Annotated in this window: 16 protein-coding genes and 1 riboswitch; of the genes, 10 read left to right on the forward strand and 6 right to left on the reverse strand. The window is 46.0% G+C overall.

The annotated features are described in order from the left end of the window. Window positions 1-39 precede the first annotated feature (39 nt). Window positions 40-450: a flagellar basal body-associated protein FliL gene (locus tag GXP65_RS20480; RefSeq protein WP_162093598.1), complete on the reverse strand. Its 411-nt coding sequence runs from the start codon at window positions 448-450 to the stop codon at window positions 40-42. 153 nt (window positions 451-603) lie between these two features. Between GXP65_RS20480 and GXP65_RS20485 the strand changes: the two genes are divergently transcribed. Together GXP65_RS20485 and ubiA are read left to right on the forward strand one after the other, a co-directional pair. Beyond that, window positions 604-1,143: a chorismate lyase gene (locus GXP65_RS20485; RefSeq protein ID WP_045372302.1), complete on the forward strand. Its 540-nt coding sequence runs from the start codon at window positions 604-606 to the stop codon at window positions 1,141-1,143. Beyond that, a complete protein-coding gene (gene ubiA, locus GXP65_RS20490) occupies window positions 1,144-1,998 on the forward strand; it encodes a 4-hydroxybenzoate octaprenyltransferase (RefSeq protein ID WP_162093599.1) in 855 nt (284 codons plus the stop codon). It abuts the gene before it with no gap. Between the two features lie 88 nt (window positions 1,999-2,086). On the opposite strand, the gene plsB is transcribed toward ubiA, so the two are convergent. Next, the gene (gene plsB, locus GXP65_RS20495) at window positions 2,087-4,513 is read right to left on the reverse strand and encodes a glycerol-3-phosphate 1-O-acyltransferase PlsB (protein ID WP_045372298.1); all 2,427 of its coding nucleotides are present in this window, start codon (window positions 4,511-4,513) and stop codon (window positions 2,087-2,089) included. 368 nt (window positions 4,514-4,881) lie between these two features. On the opposite strand from plsB, the gene lexA reads away from it, so the two are divergent. Next, the gene (gene lexA, locus GXP65_RS20500; RefSeq protein WP_005438488.1) at window positions 4,882-5,502 is read left to right on the forward strand and encodes a transcriptional repressor LexA; all 621 of its coding nucleotides are present in this window, start codon (window positions 4,882-4,884) and stop codon (window positions 5,500-5,502) included. Here the strand turns inward: lexA and GXP65_RS20505 are convergent. After that, on the reverse strand, window positions 5,464-5,679 hold the full coding sequence (locus GXP65_RS20505; RefSeq protein WP_162093600.1) for a hypothetical protein: 216 nt from the start codon (window positions 5,677-5,679) through the stop codon (window positions 5,464-5,466). The genes lexA and GXP65_RS20505 overlap by 39 nt on opposite strands. 34 nt (window positions 5,680-5,713) lie before the next feature. Between GXP65_RS20505 and GXP65_RS20510 the strand changes: the two genes are divergently transcribed. Beyond that, on the forward strand, window positions 5,714-6,508 hold the full coding sequence (locus tag GXP65_RS20510; protein ID WP_162093601.1) for a class I SAM-dependent methyltransferase: 795 nt from the start codon (window positions 5,714-5,716) through the stop codon (window positions 6,506-6,508). 55 nt (window positions 6,509-6,563) lie between these two features. Further along, a complete protein-coding gene (dinF, locus tag GXP65_RS20515) occupies window positions 6,564-7,907 on the forward strand; it encodes an MATE family efflux transporter DinF (RefSeq protein WP_045421310.1) in 1,344 nt (447 codons plus the stop codon). 68 nt (window positions 7,908-7,975) lie between these two features. Here the strand turns inward: dinF and sthA are convergent, their stop codons facing one another. Beyond that, window positions 7,976-9,406: a Si-specific NAD(P)(+) transhydrogenase gene (gene sthA, locus GXP65_RS20520; RefSeq protein WP_012126563.1), complete on the reverse strand. Its 1,431-nt coding sequence runs from the start codon at window positions 9,404-9,406 to the stop codon at window positions 7,976-7,978. A gap of 261 nt (window positions 9,407-9,667) precedes the next feature. Here sthA and fabR point away from each other — a divergent pair, with 261 nt between their 5' ends. After that, window positions 9,668-10,309: an HTH-type transcriptional repressor FabR gene (fabR, locus tag GXP65_RS20525; protein WP_005430912.1), complete on the forward strand. Its 642-nt coding sequence runs from the start codon at window positions 9,668-9,670 to the stop codon at window positions 10,307-10,309. Further along, the gene (locus GXP65_RS20530; protein WP_005430908.1) at window positions 10,309-10,674 is read left to right on the forward strand and encodes a YijD family membrane protein; all 366 of its coding nucleotides are present in this window, start codon (window positions 10,309-10,311) and stop codon (window positions 10,672-10,674) included. Before fabR ends, GXP65_RS20530 begins: the two co-directional genes overlap by 1 nt. A gap of 65 nt (window positions 10,675-10,739) precedes the next feature. On the opposite strand, the gene trmA is transcribed toward GXP65_RS20530, so the two are convergent. Beyond that, window positions 10,740-11,849 carry a tRNA (uridine(54)-C5)-methyltransferase TrmA gene (gene trmA, locus GXP65_RS20535; protein WP_005430906.1) on the reverse strand — a complete coding sequence of 370 codons (1,110 nt, stop codon included), beginning with the start codon at window positions 11,847-11,849 and terminating at the stop codon, window positions 10,740-10,742. A gap of 184 nt (window positions 11,850-12,033) precedes the next feature. Further along, window positions 12,034-12,235, forward strand: a riboswitch (cobalamin riboswitch). A gap of 57 nt (window positions 12,236-12,292) precedes the next feature. Here trmA and GXP65_RS20540 point away from each other — a divergent pair. From GXP65_RS20540 to murI, 3 genes are all read left to right on the forward strand, one after another. Next, on the forward strand, window positions 12,293-14,167 hold the full coding sequence (locus GXP65_RS20540; RefSeq protein ID WP_162093602.1) for a TonB-dependent receptor: 1,875 nt from the start codon (window positions 12,293-12,295) through the stop codon (window positions 14,165-14,167). Window positions 14,168-14,249: 82 nt separating this feature from the next. Continuing rightward, a complete protein-coding gene (locus tag GXP65_RS20545; RefSeq protein WP_162093603.1) occupies window positions 14,250-14,933 on the forward strand; it encodes an adenine nucleotide alpha hydrolase in 684 nt (227 codons plus the stop codon). A 40-nt stretch (window positions 14,934-14,973) separates the two neighbouring features. Beyond that, the gene (murI, locus tag GXP65_RS20550) at window positions 14,974-15,780 is read left to right on the forward strand and encodes a glutamate racemase (protein ID WP_105064538.1); all 807 of its coding nucleotides are present in this window, start codon (window positions 14,974-14,976) and stop codon (window positions 15,778-15,780) included. On the opposite strand, the gene GXP65_RS20555 is transcribed toward murI, so the two are convergent. Further along, window positions 15,743-16,198, reverse strand: a complete 456-nt coding sequence (locus GXP65_RS20555) for an RNA-binding protein (RefSeq protein WP_045401052.1) — start codon at window positions 16,196-16,198, stop codon at window positions 15,743-15,745. The two genes, murI and GXP65_RS20555, sit on opposite strands and share 38 nt — an antisense overlap. Between the last annotated feature and the right edge of the window lie 664 nt (window positions 16,199-16,862).

Below are 16,862 nucleotides of genomic sequence, written 5' to 3' on the forward strand. Positions count from 1 at the left end.
TTTCGTCTTGGGGCCGCTCGTCAGCTTTAGCTGTCCACACTACTGGTAAAGGTATTTGGTAAACAGCAAATCAGCAATGATGGTTTTGCCAGTCTCTGGCAACAAGGTTTCATTGAGCTCTTTCACCAAGGTTTTGCGCAGATCTTCACGACCAGACAAAGACTTAATCGTATCTTCAGTTTGCTTACCCAGAAGCTCAATCACCGCATCGCGGATCAGCGGCTGGTGGTGCTCGATAACGGTAAGGTCTTGTTGGCTCATCACCATGATGTCCATACGTACTTGCACATAACCTAATTTGTTGCCCTTGGTGTAAAAGTTCGTGGTCAAATCGGGTTCGAGCGTAAAATAGGCTAATTTAGGTGCAGCTTCTTCTGATTCTGCCCAACTTGGTGCTGAAGCAAGTAGACTTAGCGCGAAAATAATTTGGGCTATATAACGTTTGTACATATTTCTAACTTTTCTTTCTCTGGATCGCGATATTCGAATCGCTTCAGTCTTGTTACAATAGACCGTCTATAACAAATAACGGAACTTACAGTTTCAATAAGACGGTAAGTTGTTGCTTTATTGTACGCATAAAGCCTCCAATTGAATACTAGTATGAATCAGCCGACATCACTCTATCTTGCTTCTTTATTGGAAGTAGAGTGGCAAAACCCCGAAGATTTTGAATTCCCTAACGAATTCGCTCAGCATTGGCTTGAAGAACAGGGCTCTTTGTCACGTCGTTTAGGCCAGCATTGCCAACACTTAACGGTGGAATTGCTGCACAATCAGATCGTCACTGCCAAGACGTTAAAACAGGATGAGAGCCAGCTATTGTCTGAGCAAGATTGCCTACTGAGAGAGGTGATTTTATGTGGCGACAATACGGATTGGGTCATTGGCCGCACGCTCATTCCTCGTTCAACCTTGGTCGATCAACAATATGACTTAGCTCAGCAAGGAGATATCCCGCTGGGTTTAACTGTGTTCAGCGCCGATAACGTTGAACGCGATGCTCTGCAAATGGGATGGGTTACTTTGCCACAGGGGCGCTTTTTAGCGCGACGCTCAAGACTGTGGATGAATCACAAACCCATGCTGGTTGCTGAGTTATTCTTACCAAATTCACCTGTTTACGCTAAGGAGAAGGTGTAAATGTCCGCAGAAAAAGCCAAAGCATATTGGCAACTGATGCGAATGGACCGCCCAATTGGCTCACTGTTGTTATTGTGGCCGACGGTTTGGGCACTTGTGATTGCCGCCCAAGGCATGCCAAGTTGGAATGTACTCATCGTGTTTGTGTTAGGCGTATTCTTAATGCGTAGTGCTGGTTGTGTGATTAACGATTTTGCTGACCGCAAAGTGGATGGGCATGTAAAGCGCACCAAACAGCGTCCTTTGCCATCGGGTAAAGTGACCTCGAAAGAAGCGATCGGCCTGTTTTTGGTTCTGGGTATCAGCTCGTTCTTGTTAGTGCTGACTATGAACCCGCTGACGATTAAGCTCTCCTTTGCTGGTATCTTTTTAGCGTTCATTTATCCATTTATGAAGCGTTACACCCATTTGCCACAGCTGTTTTTGGGTTTGGCTTTTAGTTGGGCGATTCCGATGGCGTGGGCTGCGCAAACTGGCGACCTGCCTTGGATTGTGTGGTTTGTGTTTGTGATTAACGCGCTGTGGACCATTGCCTACGACACTCAATACGCGATGGTTGACCGAGACGATGACTTAAAGATTGGTATCAAATCGACGGCTATCTTGTTTGGCCGTTATGACAAACTAGTGATTGGTGTTCTGCAGTTAGTTACTTTGGCGATGTTAGTGCTGCTAGGTCAACACTATGAACTTGGACAGAGCTACTACTGGACGATTCTGGTTGCGGCTTCTTTGTTTGTATACCAGCAACACTTGATTCGCCACCGAGAGCGCGATTTGTGTTTTAAAGCCTTCCTCAACAATAACTATGTGGGCATGGTGATTGCGATCGGTCTTCTTATCGCTTTCTGGTAACGGCTTCGTACAAACATTCAGATAGAAAAAAGGCATCCAGTTGGATGCCTTTTGTTTTTTGTCGAGATGAATATCGAGCTTAAGCCAATTATGCTTGCAGCTGGTGGATACTCTCTTCGATGGTCAATTTCACTTCTGGGTAGAGCAAAGCAAAAAGCAGTTTGGCAAATTGCTGTGTTTTCTCAAGATCACAGTTACCATCACAGTCTAAGTATTGTTGCTCTTTCAGCGTATTGAACATTGCAGCAAATACACCTTTGTCGAAGAACTCTGGCGCGTTGATGCCGTGTAGACGTCCCAAACGCTGCGCAATATCTTGGCTCTTCTGCTCAAGGTCAGATTTACCCAGCTCTTGGTCTGCCACAAGTAGGTTCATTGCGATAGAGTAACGTTGCAGTGTTTCGGTGATAGTACGACCTAATAGAACCAATGATTGGTTGTTTGACTGGTTAATTTCCAGCTTGTCGCCATCTTGGCAAATCATCTTCTGCTCAATGAACTCGTTCAAGATCTTCACGACCAGCTCGTTCAATTCTTCTTCTTTGTAGCTTAGGAACAGCTCTTTTTTCAGGAATGGGTAGATTTGAGCGACGTTGGCTTGAATCTTCTCTACAGTCACGTTGCGCTGACGAATAATCATCTGAGCAATCAGTGAAGGGAGAGCAAACAAGTGAATGATGTTGTTGCGGTAGTAAGTCATCAGAATCGACTGGCTACGATCCAGTGAAATGATGTCACCCATAGTGTCAGTTTCAATCACAAACTTATCAAGTGAGATAGCGTGATCTACCAACTCTTCAGCCGTTTCTGTTGGAACCGTTGAAGTGCTTGAGTATGGGTTGTTCTTAAGTAGCTTCAGGTAGCATTCGATCTGATTAATCAGAGAGTCACGAGATAATGCACGCTGACGAGACGCCAATAGTGCAGTCGCACATAGGGTCAGAGCGTTGGTCGCAGCTGCATCGTTAATGTGCGTCATCATCTTGTTCGCCAGACCGTTCACCACAGGGTTCATCCATTGTGGTTTGCTGCCGCCCATATGGTCGATGTCTTTGGTCCACTCTGGCGCGTGTTCATTCAGGTATTGGTTTAGCTGAATCGGCTCACCGAAGTTCACGTAACCAAGGCCAAAGTTGCGCAGCTTACGTAGAGTACGCAGAACAAGACCCGCGTTCTCTTTCTCTTTGCGAGAACCGCGAAGCTCTTTGGCGTAAGTACCCACTTCCATTACGTGCTCGTAACCGATGTAAACAGGCACTAACGTTACTGGACGGTTTAGACCGCGTAGCATGGCTTGAATCGTCATTGCCAACATACCGGTTTTCGCTTGAAGCAGACGACCAGTACGTGAACGACCACCTTCACTGAAGTACTCAACCGAGTAACCTTTAGCAAATAGCTCTGATAGGTACTCACGGAAAATTGTTGAGTACAGCTTGTTGCCTTTAAAGCTACGACGAATAAAGAATGCACCACCACGGCGGAAGATTGGACCCGCCGGGAAGAAGTTCAGGTTAATACCCGCAGCAATGTGCGGTGGCACCATACCTTCATGGTATAGAACGTAAGAAAGCAGTAGGTAGTCCATGTGACTGCGGTGACACGGCACGTACACGATCTCATGACCATCTTGCGCTAAGCGACGAACGGTCGAAGCGTTGTTGATGTGCAGACCTTGGTACAGCTTGGTCCACAGCCAGCCAAGAATACGATCGCCGTTCTTCACTAAGCCATACGAGAAGTCCGCTGCAATCTCATCCATGATGTCATGGGCTTCTTTGCGTGCTTTCTCGATAGAAATGTTTTTACTTTGCGCTTCGTCTTCAATCGCTTTTTCAATCGCTGGCGATTTCATTAAGCGTGCAAACAGCACTTGGCGTTGAGGCAGGTTTGGACCTGATGCCGCAAGCTTCTGACGAGAGAAGTGGATACGTGCAACGCGCGCTAGCTTGTGTGCAATAGCGCTGTCGGTACCGTGAGAATCTGCCATGTAACGCAGTGAAACCACTGGGCTAAAGCGCACCAAGCAGTCACGACCTGCTGCCATTACCGCTTTTGCTTTTTGCGGACCATTCATTGGTTGCAGGTACGGCTTGTGGTTTTCTTCTTTACCTGGCTTACGACCCCAAAGCACGGTTGCTGGGATCATTTGCACGTCTAGCTCACTGTCGAGTTTGTGCAGTTCAAGTAATTCAGTAAATAGAGAAACAGACTCACTCGGTACGTCGTTATCATTGCTCATCACGGTCGGACGAGAGGCAATAAACACGTAACGAGTCAGTTTTTTGCCATTGATTTCTAGCGGGCTAAGCGGGTCTGGTAGACCAAGGCTCAAAGCTTGTTTTTGTAGTGTCAGCAAATCCACGTTCGAACGGAACGGTAAGGCGTACACAATCGGTTTCGCTAGGTCGATGTTGAGATCGTCAATCGGATTCGATGGAATTGTGGTGCCCTTTACCATTACCGATAAAGGTAGTTTTAGTAATGAACGTGAAAATGATTGTCCAGAAGACATAAAGTTCACAGCCTCAATAGGTATTCAAACAAGCCTAACCTTATTTCTGCGTCCGCTTCCCCATCTTCTATAGGAAAGGAAATAGATACGGCAATAGAAATAAGCCTAGGCGATAAATTTTAAGCGCAGCAAGGATACCAGAAACTGGTCAAACCTTTTAATTTTATTGAGCGGAAATTAGTCTAACCCCTAGGTTGTTGCCTTCATTAGACGAATTGGTTGTTTCGTGTTTAAAACGCATGTTCGCTTAAGGTTTGTGGGTAGGATCTGAAACTGGCGCAAATAAATTAAAAAACAACCAATTGGGTTTTCATTTGTCCATTTACTGGATATACTCACAGTTAACTGTATAAAAAGACAGGTGACATATGAAGCCGTTAACGCCACGCCAACAACAAGTCTTCGATTTGATTAAAAGCAAAATCGAAGACACCGGAATGCCACCAACTCGTGCAGAGATTGCGCGTGAGCTTGGCTTCCGCTCTGCGAATGCCGCAGAAGAACACCTAAAAGCGCTTGCTCGTAAACAAGCGATTGAAATTATTCCAGGCGCATCTCGCGGGATCCGAATCCTACTTGAAGATGCGGCAAACGACGATCAAGGTCTGCCTTTGATTGGTCAAGTTGCTGCTGGTGAGCCGATTCTGGCTCAAGAGCATGTGGAGTCTCACTACCAAGTGGATCCTGCGATGTTCAAACCAAAAGCAGACTTCCTACTTCGCGTAAACGGCGAAAGTATGAAAGACATCGGTATTATGGACGGCGACTTGCTGGCCGTGCACAAAACTCAAGATGTACGCGACGGTCAAGTTGTGGTTGCACGTGTTGATGATGATGTGACGGTGAAGCGTCTAGAGCGCAAAGGTTCTACGGTTCTGCTGCATGCAGAAAACGAAGAATTTTCACCAATCCAAGTTGACCTAACGTCGCAACACCTGACGATTGAAGGTCTAGCGGTTGGCATCATCCGCAACACTGATTGGATGTAGGTTTCTTGCTTCAAGCATTCTAATAAAGCCCAGCTCACTGCTGGGCTTTGTGTTTTCTAAGCTTTCTATCTTTGTTTTCATTCCCTTCAAACTTATTACGCTCGCCAACGGTTGAGAATTTTGTTTATGCTGTAAAACTTGCAAGTGATATTGAGATTTATTATCATCTAAATCCATTTAATCATTTTCTTTTCGGCGTAAGGAAATGCCCATGTCCAAGCCTCAACATCACGTACCCAATCATCTGTTGAAACCGTTGTTTTTGCGCAGCCGCGAAAGCATGGTCGACAATGGTTTGGTGTACGATCCAATTGCCGCAAAAGCGTGTTTGAGCTGCAAGATGGCACCAGATTGTATTAGTGGTGATGTCGATCAGAAGCAACTATTGCACGTGACCTTAACTCAGCTGTGCGATCAGCAGGTCAGTCACTTTCTTCAACAACACTCAGACGCTTGGATCATCAACGTTGGTGCAGGTTTAGATACACGCTTCTACCGTTTGGACAATGGTCGTTGTCACTGGATTGAACTGGATGTCACTGAGAATCTAGTTTGGCGTCAGCGATTGTTCCACAAAAATGAACGTTACGAGCATCGTTGCGGCAACGTAGAAGACATGAATTGGTTAGATGAACTACGCATTCCCGAAAAAGCACCAGTATTGATTCTGTGTGAGATGGCTTTACTCGATTGTGATGAATCACGCGTCGCAACCTTTATCCAAACTCTGGGGCGCCATTTTGTTTCGGCAGAAGTGTGCATGGTATTAGCGGGTGATCTAACCGAAAGTAAATGGGGTCAGAAGCTCGGCTCAGATACGTATGCACATGGTTTTGAAGCACCAGCACAACAAGTACTGCATTGGTTACCATGGGCACAATGGGTGAAAGCTTTCTCGCCATTCGACCGATTCTGCTCACGCTGGAAAGCATGGCAACGTTGGCTAAATAAGATCCCAATGTTGAAACATCGCCTCACGCCAGTCCTCGTTCACATCAAGTGGTAATTGGATAGGTATTGGACACTCAGGTACACTCGCTGATCTAAACAACGAGGTGCCTGTGACAAACTCTATCTTCTCTCCTTTATCGAATCCTCAAGTGCATCGCCAAGTGTTAGCGCTCGCTATCCCTATGGTGCTGTCGAATATTACTGTTCCACTCTTGGGCTTGGTTGACGCTGCGGTGATCGGTCACCTTGAACACGCTTGGTATCTAGGCGGTGTTGCCCTTGGTAGTACCATGATCAGTGTGACATTCTGGTTACTTGGCTTCTTACGTATGTCGACTACTGGATTAGCGGCGCAGTCCTATGGCGGTGAAGACCGAAAACAACTTGCTTTAGTGTTTATGCAAGGCTCACTCATGGCATTGCTGTTTGCGTTAGTCTTTCTTATTGCCCATAACCCAATCGCGGATCTGATATTTGGTTGGAGTGATGCCAGTGCTGAGGTGAAGCACTACGGCATGCAATATTTCTCTATTCGTGTATGGAGCGCCCCCGCAGCGTTGATGAACTTTGTGTTGCTAGGCTGGCTGCTCGGAACACAAAACTCCAAAGCCCCAATGTGGATGGTGATCATCACTAACGTGACCAACATCGCGCTCGATTTACTGTTTGTGATTGGTTTGGGCTGGAAAGTCGAAGGCGCAGCGCTTGCGTCGGTGATAGCTGATTACTCAGGTATGGCGTTTGGCTTGATGTGTGTGTGGAAAACATGGCATGCCCGTCAATTGCCATCGCCTAAGAGCCTTCTCACCGATACTCAACATGGACTAGGGCGGTTCGTAAAACTCAATCGCGACATCTTCTTACGCTCGTTATGTTTACAAGCTACGTTTAGCTTTATGACTTTCCAAGGCGCGAGCTTTGGTGATGATGTGGTTGCGGCCAATGCAGTATTGATGAGTTTCTTGATGATGATTTCCTATGGCATGGACGGTTTCGCTTACGCCATGGAAGCCATGGTAGGCAAAGCGATTGGTGCCAAAGACCGAGCGCAACTCAGTGCTTCGTTGATTGGTACTTTCTTTTGGAGCCTGATCATTTGTTTAGGTTTGACTGTGGTATTTGGTTTGGCGGGATCGCACTTGATCGCCATGATCACGTCGATTGACGCGGTGCAGCAGCAAGCTTCGGTGTATCTGCCTTGGTTGGTGGTCATGCCATTGGCCTCGATGTGGTGCTTCCTGTTCGATGGTATTTTTGTTGGTGCCACGAAAGGTAAAGATATGCGAAACAGTATGTTCGTAGCGACGTGCTGTTTCTTTGCGATTTTCTTTTTGTTCTCTGGTTGGCAAAACCATGCGCTGTGGTTTGCGATGACCAGTTTCATGGCAATGCGAGGGATTGGACTCGGCGCTATCTTCTTCTATCAATGGCGCAAGGGAAGCTTTCTTGCCTAGTTACACATAAAAAAACAGCAGGTCGAAACCTGCTGTTTTTGCTTTTGGATCATGGCAACCCAATTGAATTAGAATAATCGGTTCAAACCGTTCAGTGCCGCTACGCGATACGCTTCTGCCATCGTCGGGTAGTTGAAGGTGGTATTGACGAAGTATTCAATCGTATTGGCTTCACCTTTTTGTTCCATGATGGCCTGACCGATGTGGATGATTTCCGCGGCGCGCTCACCAAAGCAATGAATACCAAGAATCTCTTTGGTTTCACGATGGAAGAGGATTTTCAAACTGCCGATGTCTTTACCTGCAATCTGTGCACGAGCGAGATGTTTGAATGAAGAGCGTCCCACTTCGTAAGGCACTTTCGCTGCAGTCAGTTCTTGCTCGGTTTTACCCACTGAGCTGATTTCTGGAATGGTGTAGATACCCGTTGGGATGTCATCAATCAGATTACCGTCAGCTTGTCCTTTAGTGATGGCTTGTGCCACGAAACGACCTTGGTCATACGCTGCACTCGCTAGGCTAGGGTAGCCAATCACATCACCGACGGCGTAGATGTGTTCCACCTCTGTACGGTAGTTACCATCCACTTTGAGCTGTCCGCGTGAATCACCTTCAAGTCCAACCGCAGGTAAGTTGAGTTTGTCTGTGTTACCCGTTCTACCGTTGGCATACAGTAGGCAGTCGGCTTTCATCTTCTTGCCAGATTGAAGATGCACGATAACACCATCTTCGGTGCCTTCGATTTTCTCGAACGTTTCATCGTTACGAATTACCACGCCACTGTTCCAGAAGTGGTAAGACAATGCATCCGAGACTTCGTTATCTAAGAAAGAGAGCAGGCGGTCGCGAGTGTTAATCAGGTCGGTCTTCACACCTAGACCACGGAAGATTGAGGCGTATTCACAACCAATCACGCCCGCGCCGTAAATGATGATGTGGCGAGGGTCGTGTTTCAGGCTCAAGATAGAGTCACTGTCGTAGATGCGTTCATGCAAGAAGTCGACATCATTTGGTTGATATGGACGAGAGCCCGTAGCGATAACAAATTTATCTGCTGAGTACACTTCTTCTGTACCGTCACTTTGCATCACCGCGATGGAGTAGTTATCGATAAAGCGCGCAGTACCAAACAACAGTGTGCATGAATTGCGGTCATAAAAGCCCTGGCGAAGTCGAGTTTGCTTATCAATGACCGATTTCGCATGACCTAAAATGTCAGAAAATGTTGCATGAAGGCTGGTGTTATTACGACAGAATAGAGGGTTGCTATTGAATTCGATGATACGGCTAACCGCGTGACGCAATGCTTTGGATGGTATGGTTCCCCAGTGCGTACAACCGCCACCAACACTGCTTTCCTTCTCTACGATAGCGACATTCAGTCCGGCTTTGGTCAATCCCATTGCCGCCCCTTCACCGCCCGGGCCACTACCAATTACGATCACGTCATAGTGATTAGCATGCGCCATGATGTCTTCCTTGTTATATTTGCTTAACATTGCTGTAGCGGGATTTTAACTCATTTACTCTATTGGGAACATGTCATGCCTGCTAGAGAGTGGAAGTGATCACGCAGAATCGCCCAAAAGAACTAATTGGCATGCTGCATGTCTACTATTTGAAGCGAGAATATTGCAATTGGATGCATGGCAATAGTAACGTGCTCGCCGCTTATCGGTAGATAACGTCGCTTTATACGTGGGGGCGATATGCGTTATATTGAAGCTCTCGTACCCAATAGAAAAAGAGCAAGTTAAAGAATGAAATCGATGGGAATCCGCGCGCAGCAAAAAGAAAAAACACGTCGATCGTTGATCGATGCGGCATTTAATCAACTCAGTGCGGATCGCAGCTTTTCCAATCTCAGCTTGCGTGAGGTTGCCCGAGAGGCAGGGATTGCACCAACTTCTTTTTACCGTCACTTCAAAGATATGGATGAGCTGGGCTTAACCATGGTGGATGAAGGCGGTTTATTGTTACGCCAACTGATGCGCCAAGCGCGTCAGCGTATTGTTAAAGAAGGCAGTGTGATTCGAACTTCAGTTGAAACCTTCATGGAATTCATTGAAAGTAGTCCTAACGTTTTCCGCTTATTGTTGCGTGAGCGCTCTGGCACTTCTTCTGAATTTCGTACTGCCGTCGCTCGAGAAATTCAGCATTTTGCGGCAGAATTAACTGAGTACTTAATGAGCACGGGCATGACCAAAGAAGAGGCGTTTACTCAAGCTGAGGCGTCGGTCACTTTGGTGTTTAGCTCCGGTGCAGAAGCTTTAGATTTAGATCGACGTGAGCGCGATGAACTCGCCGAGCGATTGATCATGCAATTGCGAATGATAGCCAAAGGGGCCTATTGGTATCGCAAAGAACGTGAACGTAACCGATTAAAAGGCGGAATAGAATAATGTCGAATGGAAATAAATCTGAAAAGAAAACGCTGATTTTGGCACTGGTTGCAGGTATGTGTGGTGATGCTTTGTTGTCATGGTTGACCATGAGCGAAGTGTCTTTTTCCATCTTCCCTCTGATTGCACTCGTGCTAGCTGTACAAGCGCTTTACCAAGAATATCTTAACAACCCAGTATCAGAAGATATCCCACTTGTTGGTCTGGCGTGTTTCTTCGTGGGTGCATTTGGTCACTCTGCGTTTATCAAAGCGCAATACCCAGAAGCAGGCTCTAACTTCTTCGCGATTCTGGTTTCAATGATTCTCCTAGCGTGGATCGGTAAGAAACTGGGTTTCATGGAAAAGAAGACCACCGCTGAATAAGCAAAACGAATCCAACAAAAAAGCGAGCCATTGAGCTCGCTTTTTTTATGCCTTAGGCTGGTGGATTACGCTTTACGTTCCAACAGTACACCTGCTTCCATGTGGTGTGTGTAAGGGAACTGGTCAAACAGAGCAAAACGCGTCACATTGTGGGTTTCACATAGAATGTCCAAGTTCTCTTTCAGAGTATCTGGGTTACAAGAGATGTACATGATGCGCTCGTAACCTTGCACCATTTTACAAGTGTCGACATCCATACCAGAGCGTGGCGGATCGACAAAAATCGTATTGCAGTTGTAGCTCTTCAGATCCACGCCTGCATCTTGTAGACGACGGAATTCACGCTTACCTTCGATTGCTTGAGTAAACTCTTCTGCTGATAGACGTAGGATTTGTACGTTATCAATCTCGTTCGCTGCAATGTTGTATTGCGCAGAAACCACAGATGGCTTCGCTAGTTCTGTTGCAAGTACGCGATCGAAGTTTTGAGCCAACGCCAGAGAGAAGTTACCGTTACCACAGTAAAGTTCTAGTAGGTCACCCGTACTTTCTTGAGTACAGTCAACCGCCCATTCCAACATCTTCTCTGCGACTTTGCCGTTTGGCTGAGTAAAGCTGTTTTCAACTTGTTGGTAGATGTAGCTCTGGCCATTTACGTCTAGCTTCTCGATTACGTAGTCGCGGTCTAAGACAATCTTCATCTTACGAGCACGACCAATGATGTTTAGGTTGAAGCCTTCATCATTTAAACGCTGCTTGAGTGCTTTTGCGTTTTCAATCCACTCTTCATCAAGTTGGCGATGGTAAAGCAGTGAAACCAGAATCTCGCCGCTGAGCGTTGATAGGAAGTCCACTTGGAAAAGTTTACGACGTAGCGATTCGTTGTCTTTCATCGCTTCAACCAATAGTGGCATCAGGTCGTTGATCAGACGGCTTGCTGCTGGGAATTGGTCAACGCGGTATTTCTCACGAGTTTCTTGGTTGAACATGATGTAGTAAAGGTCTTCACCTTCATGCCAAACACGGAACTCAGCACGCATGCGGTAGTGCTGCTCTGGTGATTCAAACACTTCCAGTTCTGGCACGTTGTATGGCGCGAACATATCGTTCAGACGTTCGACTTTTTCAGCCAGTTGTTCTTGGTAGCGTTGTGGGTTTACATCAAGAGTAGCCATGATCTTACCTTTTATGGTGCATTCAATTTAAGAGCGCAGATTTTATTCAATCTCAATAGGATGTCCAGTTTTGTACCCTAATTGATTTAAAGATAGTGTGTTCTGTGTCAGTTGATACACCAATGAACCAAATCGTTACAATTGTCAGGGGTAATATTGGCTGGACAAATAATCAATAGCTTAATAGTATTTGCCCCAAGCTGGTGCTATCTAGCAATCTAGATGGCTGAAATGGGAATCTGGTGGAAATCCAGAACTGACGCGCAGCGGTAAAGGAGAACGAACGCTCAACAAGACACTGCATTAGTTTATGTGGGAAGTCGAGCAAGTAGGTGATGTAATCTCGCTCTTAAGTCCGAATACCTGCCAGCAACTGAGCCACAGCACTGGACTGCTCAATATGAGTAGGGCTCGGTAGGAATTACGCGATTTAGGACAATACAATGAGAAAAACACTTCTTGCGATCACGTGTGTATCGCTGCTTTCACCTACCTTTTATTTACAGGCCCAAGAAGCCTCTGCAGACGAAACGGTTGTGGTTACCGCAAACCGATTCCAGCAAATTGATGGTGCGGTTCTCGCACAAACCGTTACGGTCACTAAAGAAGATATTGAGCGCCTGCAAGCAAACAGTCTGTTTGATGTGTTCCGTACACTACCGAGTGTTGAAGTTGCCCAGTACGGTGGGCGTGGCCAATCCGCCTCTATTTATGTGCGAGGTGGTAGTTCATCCCAAGTTCTTGTTTTAGTCGATGGGGTTCGTATGCCTCGTGCGATTATGGGCGGCGTCGATTTTAATCAGTTTCCAATCAATTCTATTGAACGTATCGACTACATTCGTGGTGCACGTGCTTCTATTTATGGCTCAGAAGCGATTTCTGGCGTAATCAACATTATTACTCGAGCGAACATTGATAGTGATGCGAGCCGTGTGACCGCAGGTTATGGGTCGGATAACCATAAGAAAGGGACGTTTGTTGTCTCTAAGCCGGTAGGTGACGGTAAACACTTTAAAGGTGTTCTAGGTTACGAGAAAACCGATGGTTTTAATGTGAAACCGTTGCCGGGTGTAAATGATGGCGATGAGCACGGCTTTGAAACGCTCAACCTGAAGTTAGGTTACCAACAAAACTTTTCTGACAACTTATCTGGTTATGTTGGGGTGAGTGCTTACAACAATGAGTACGACTACGACAACAGTAGCTATGGTAATCCTGCATGGGGCACGGTTGATAAGCACGAGAAGAAAACCGGTGAAGTAGAGTATGTAGGCGCCGATCTGTCGTTGGAATACAACAAAGACGTTTACTCATCTGAATTGAAACTGGCTTACGGCCAACAAGACAACTATGACCATAAATCAGGTCAAAGCAAATCAACCGGCGATCACGTTGCTATTGAGCAGTTCAATGCGATTTGGTTGAACTCGTACAGCGTAAACGAAGAGTGGAGCGTTGGTGGTGGTTTGGACTACCGCACAGAAAAGCTCGCTAAGGGCTACATTGCGCCAAGTGATTGGGGACCTTCCCAGAGTTACGATCCAGAAAAGAACCCAAGAACCAACTTTGGTATAAGCGCCATTGCTCAATACGCTTATGACGTATGGACGTTAGAAGCAAGTGTACGTAATGACGACAACAATCAGTTTGGTAACAACACCACGTGGCAAACTGCGGCGGGTTGGAGTTTTTACGAAGGTTATGAGTTAACCCTGAGCCATGGTACTGCTTTCCGTGCGCCGAGCTTTGTTGATTTGTATTACCCAGGCTACGAAATGCCAAACCTAAAACCAGAAGAATCAGAAAATACCGAGCTGTCGCTATCTGGTGCTGTATCGATTGTTGATTGGACGGTAACGGGTTACTACAACCAAATTGAGAACATGTTGATTTGGGAAGGCGCTGGCATGCAAAATGTTGGTGAAGCTGAGATCAAGGGTGTCGAACTAGAAGTGAAACTCGATACAGATATCGTATCTCATGAGTTCTACCTAGATTATAAAGACCCTGTCGATAAATCTGGCGCAGAAGATACGCAACTCGCTTACCGCTCTAAGCGTGGTGCTAAGTGGAACGCTTACGCGACGTTTGACCAATGGACGTTGGGCTCGCAATATCTTTACCAAGGTGAACGCTTTAATGGCAGCACAAGGTTGCCGAGCTACAGCCTATGGAACTTTACGGCTTCTTACGCAGTAAACCAAAACTGGGATATCAACGCGAAGCTAAGCAACGCTTTTGATAAAGATTACGAGATGTACGTGGGCTACGCGACACCAGGGCGCCAGTACTTTGTTTCGGCAGACTACCGCTTCTAATCAAATCTAATAAGACCGCCACATCGGCGGTCTTTCTTATTGTGAGTCAGGTCCGAGTGGAAATAGGTAACGAGGAAAGTTAATGACAAAAGCAAAACGTGTCGTGGTCAGCTGGTCGAGTGGTAAAGACTCTACGCTAACGTTGGAGCGACTAAACGAGAATCCGCTTTATCGGGTGGTTGGCTTGTACACCACCTACGTTGATAAAGAAGTGCCTTTCCAAGCAACCCCGCTTGAGGTCGTGCAAATGCAGGCTGACTTACTTGGTCTTCCGCTCATAACTATCGAACTACCAGAAGTCTTCCCGAGTAACGACATTTATCAATCGACTATCGTTCATGCATTACATAGTAGTGGACTAAACATTGAAGCTGTCGCGTTTGGCGATATGTTCTGTAATGGTATTGCCGATTATCGACGCAGCTATATTGAGCCTGCTGGTTGGGAGTGTGTCTTCCCTTTGCTAGGAGAAGAGAGCAGGGTGTTAGCAACTGAAATTGTCGATCGTGGCATTCAAACCATGCTGGTAACGACCGATGGAGAATTATTGCAGTCGGAGTGGTGTGGACGTTGGTATGACAAAGCACTAATAGAGTCATTCCCCGGTCATATTGATCCCTGCGGAGAAAATGGCGAATTCCATACATTGGTGACATCAACCCCTTCATTTCAAGGACATATAGAATTGACTATGCTTGAAGTGGAAATAGGGGAGCGATTCAGTCATCAAAGATACCAAGCCAAAGCATTGCCAAAACAAATCTAACCAGTATGATCGCCGAGTCTCTAATTTGCAGGTAAGACTCGTGCGAGCATCAAGTAAGAAAAAAGTCCTAGTGTTTGATTCCGGTGTCGGAGGGTTATCGGTCTTCCAAGAAATCCACCGACTTCTGCCACATATGGATTACTTGTATCTGTTCGATAACGAAGCCTACCCGTATGGCGAACTCGATCAAGATGTGCTGATTACTCGTGTTAATAAGCTGGTGGCAGCGTTGGTCGAAGAGCATCAAGCTGACATCGTGGTCATCGCCTGCAATACCGCAAGTACCATAGTGCTGCCTTCACTGCGTGCTAATCTATCTATCCCAGTTGTTGGTGTAGTTCCTGCGATAAAGCCGGCATCACTACTTGCTTCTCAAGGCGTTGGGCTAATTGCTACGCCAGCGACCGTGACTCGTCAATATACCCATGAACTTATCCGCGACTTTGCTCAAGGTAAACCTGTCGAGTTATTAGGCTCGACTCGACTAGTGGATATGGCAGAAGAAAAGTTGCGCGGTGAACGCATTTCTCTTTCAGAGCTGGAAAGTATTCTTCTCCCACTGCGTAATAAAGTAGATGTCGCAGTACTGGGCTGTACTCACTTCCCTCTAATCAAAGAAGAAATACATCAAGCATTGGGTGGAGAAGTAACGTTAGTTGATTCGGGTGAAGCCATCGCGCGTCGTGTGAAAGCATTATTGCTTAGTGACATGAAGCAAGCGAGTAGAGAAGAGGGGAGTAAGAAGATTTATGCCAGTGCACCTCCTTGGCAAGAAGATGCACTGAATACCTGTTTGGCGAACTTAGGCTTTAATCCTGTTCAGGTTTACCGCCTTCCGGGTGTTTAGGGTCGTTTGCAATACGCACTTTAAGCGTACGCTCCATATATTCCTTCTCATTAAGTTTAGCGATAGCAGGTTTTGCATCTGCCGCTGCCATCACTACGAAACCAAACCCTCTTCTTTTACCTGTACGCTTATCTTTCATTAAGCGTACCGCGTAAACCTGTCCGTACTCAGCAAACAAATCACGAACGTGACTCTCATTAGCCTTATAAGGAAGGTTGCCGACATACAGCGTTTTAGTTGAAGGATCGGAATCCGAAGATTGAAGAACAGGTGTTTTGCTAGAAAGTGAAAAAAGAAAAGCAGTAGCGATAACACCGATAACAAAGCTCAAGGCAGGTGGCACAGGTAACTGAGAGAAGATGACTCCCCCAATGACCGCCAACCCAGCACACAAAGTCAGATTTTTTTTAGACGTCATTTTGATTACTACATATAGATGATAAAGAGATTGTCTGCCTATTAACAAAATAGACACATGGATCTTACGTATATGGTTGGTGTTTTTCCAACCAATTGCTGTGATATGTCTCAAATGTGACGAAGAAATATGCAGATATAACGCATTTGATGGATTAGTGACCGCTTGGTAAGTTTTTTTCAAAAAAAGAGTTGCGCTCATTTCTGGATTCCCTATACTGCGCATCCACCGACACGGAGTGAGACGAAAGTCACACAGCGAGTCGGAAAAAGAGAAAAAAGAATTTGAAAAAAATGCTTGACTCTCAAAATGGAAAGCGTAAGATACGCACCCCTAACGACGAGGCGCTGAAGCGGCAAGTTAGTTAGAAAAGCTCTTTAACAATATAGACCTATCAATCTGTGTGGGCACTCGTTGATGATAATCCAATTAGATACCTCGGTATCAAATTAGGTTTCAATGAAACGAAGTGACCAATCAAGTCTTAGGACTTGGCACAGTCAATTCATTATCGTTCTGTTGGGACGATAATAGCTTTAAAATTACATAAGTAGTTTTGAAGTCAGTATTCATTGAGCCTCTCCCTATTTATTTAGGGAATCAAAAACTTTAAATTGAAGAGTTTGATCATGGCTCAGATTGAACGCTGGCGGCAGGCCTAACA

It is taken from the genome of Vibrio sp. LB10LO1 (assembly GCF_010092875.1).
In the GTDB taxonomy this organism is placed as follows: Bacteria; Pseudomonadota; Gammaproteobacteria; order Enterobacterales; family Vibrionaceae; genus Vibrio; species Vibrio campbellii.

Coding starts and splice junctions, on each gene's coding strand:
- plsB (WP_045372298.1), bottom strand. CDS start 4,513: ATGTCTTCTGGACAATCATTTTCACGTTCATTACTAAAACTACCTTTA.
- GXP65_RS20555 (WP_045401052.1), bottom strand. CDS start 16,198: ATGACGTCTAAAAAAAATCTGACTTTGTGTGCTGGGTTGGCGGTCATT.
- GXP65_RS20485 (WP_045372302.1), top strand. CDS start 604: ATGAATCAGCCGACATCACTCTATCTTGCTTCTTTATTGGAAGTAGAG.
- trmA (WP_005430906.1), bottom strand. CDS start 11,849: ATGGCTACTCTTGATGTAAACCCACAACGCTACCAAGAACAACTGGCT.
- fabR (WP_005430912.1), top strand. CDS start 9,668: ATGAAATCGATGGGAATCCGCGCGCAGCAAAAAGAAAAAACACGTCGA.
- GXP65_RS20505 (WP_162093600.1), bottom strand. CDS start 5,679: ATGGATTTAGATGATAATAAATCTCAATATCACTTGCAAGTTTTACAG.
- GXP65_RS20530 (WP_005430908.1), top strand. CDS start 10,309: ATGTCGAATGGAAATAAATCTGAAAAGAAAACGCTGATTTTGGCACTG.
- sthA (WP_012126563.1), bottom strand. CDS start 9,406: ATGTTAAGCAAATATAACAAGGAAGACATCATGGCGCATGCTAATCAC.
- GXP65_RS20545 (WP_162093603.1), top strand. CDS start 14,250: ATGACAAAAGCAAAACGTGTCGTGGTCAGCTGGTCGAGTGGTAAAGAC.
- ubiA (WP_162093599.1), top strand. CDS start 1,144: ATGTCCGCAGAAAAAGCCAAAGCATATTGGCAACTGATGCGAATGGAC.
- GXP65_RS20510 (WP_162093601.1), top strand. CDS start 5,714: ATGTCCAAGCCTCAACATCACGTACCCAATCATCTGTTGAAACCGTTG.
- lexA (WP_005438488.1), top strand. CDS start 4,882: ATGAAGCCGTTAACGCCACGCCAACAACAAGTCTTCGATTTGATTAAA.
- GXP65_RS20480 (WP_162093598.1), bottom strand. CDS start 450: ATGTACAAACGTTATATAGCCCAAATTATTTTCGCGCTAAGTCTACTT.
- GXP65_RS20540 (WP_162093602.1), top strand. CDS start 12,293: ATGAGAAAAACACTTCTTGCGATCACGTGTGTATCGCTGCTTTCACCT.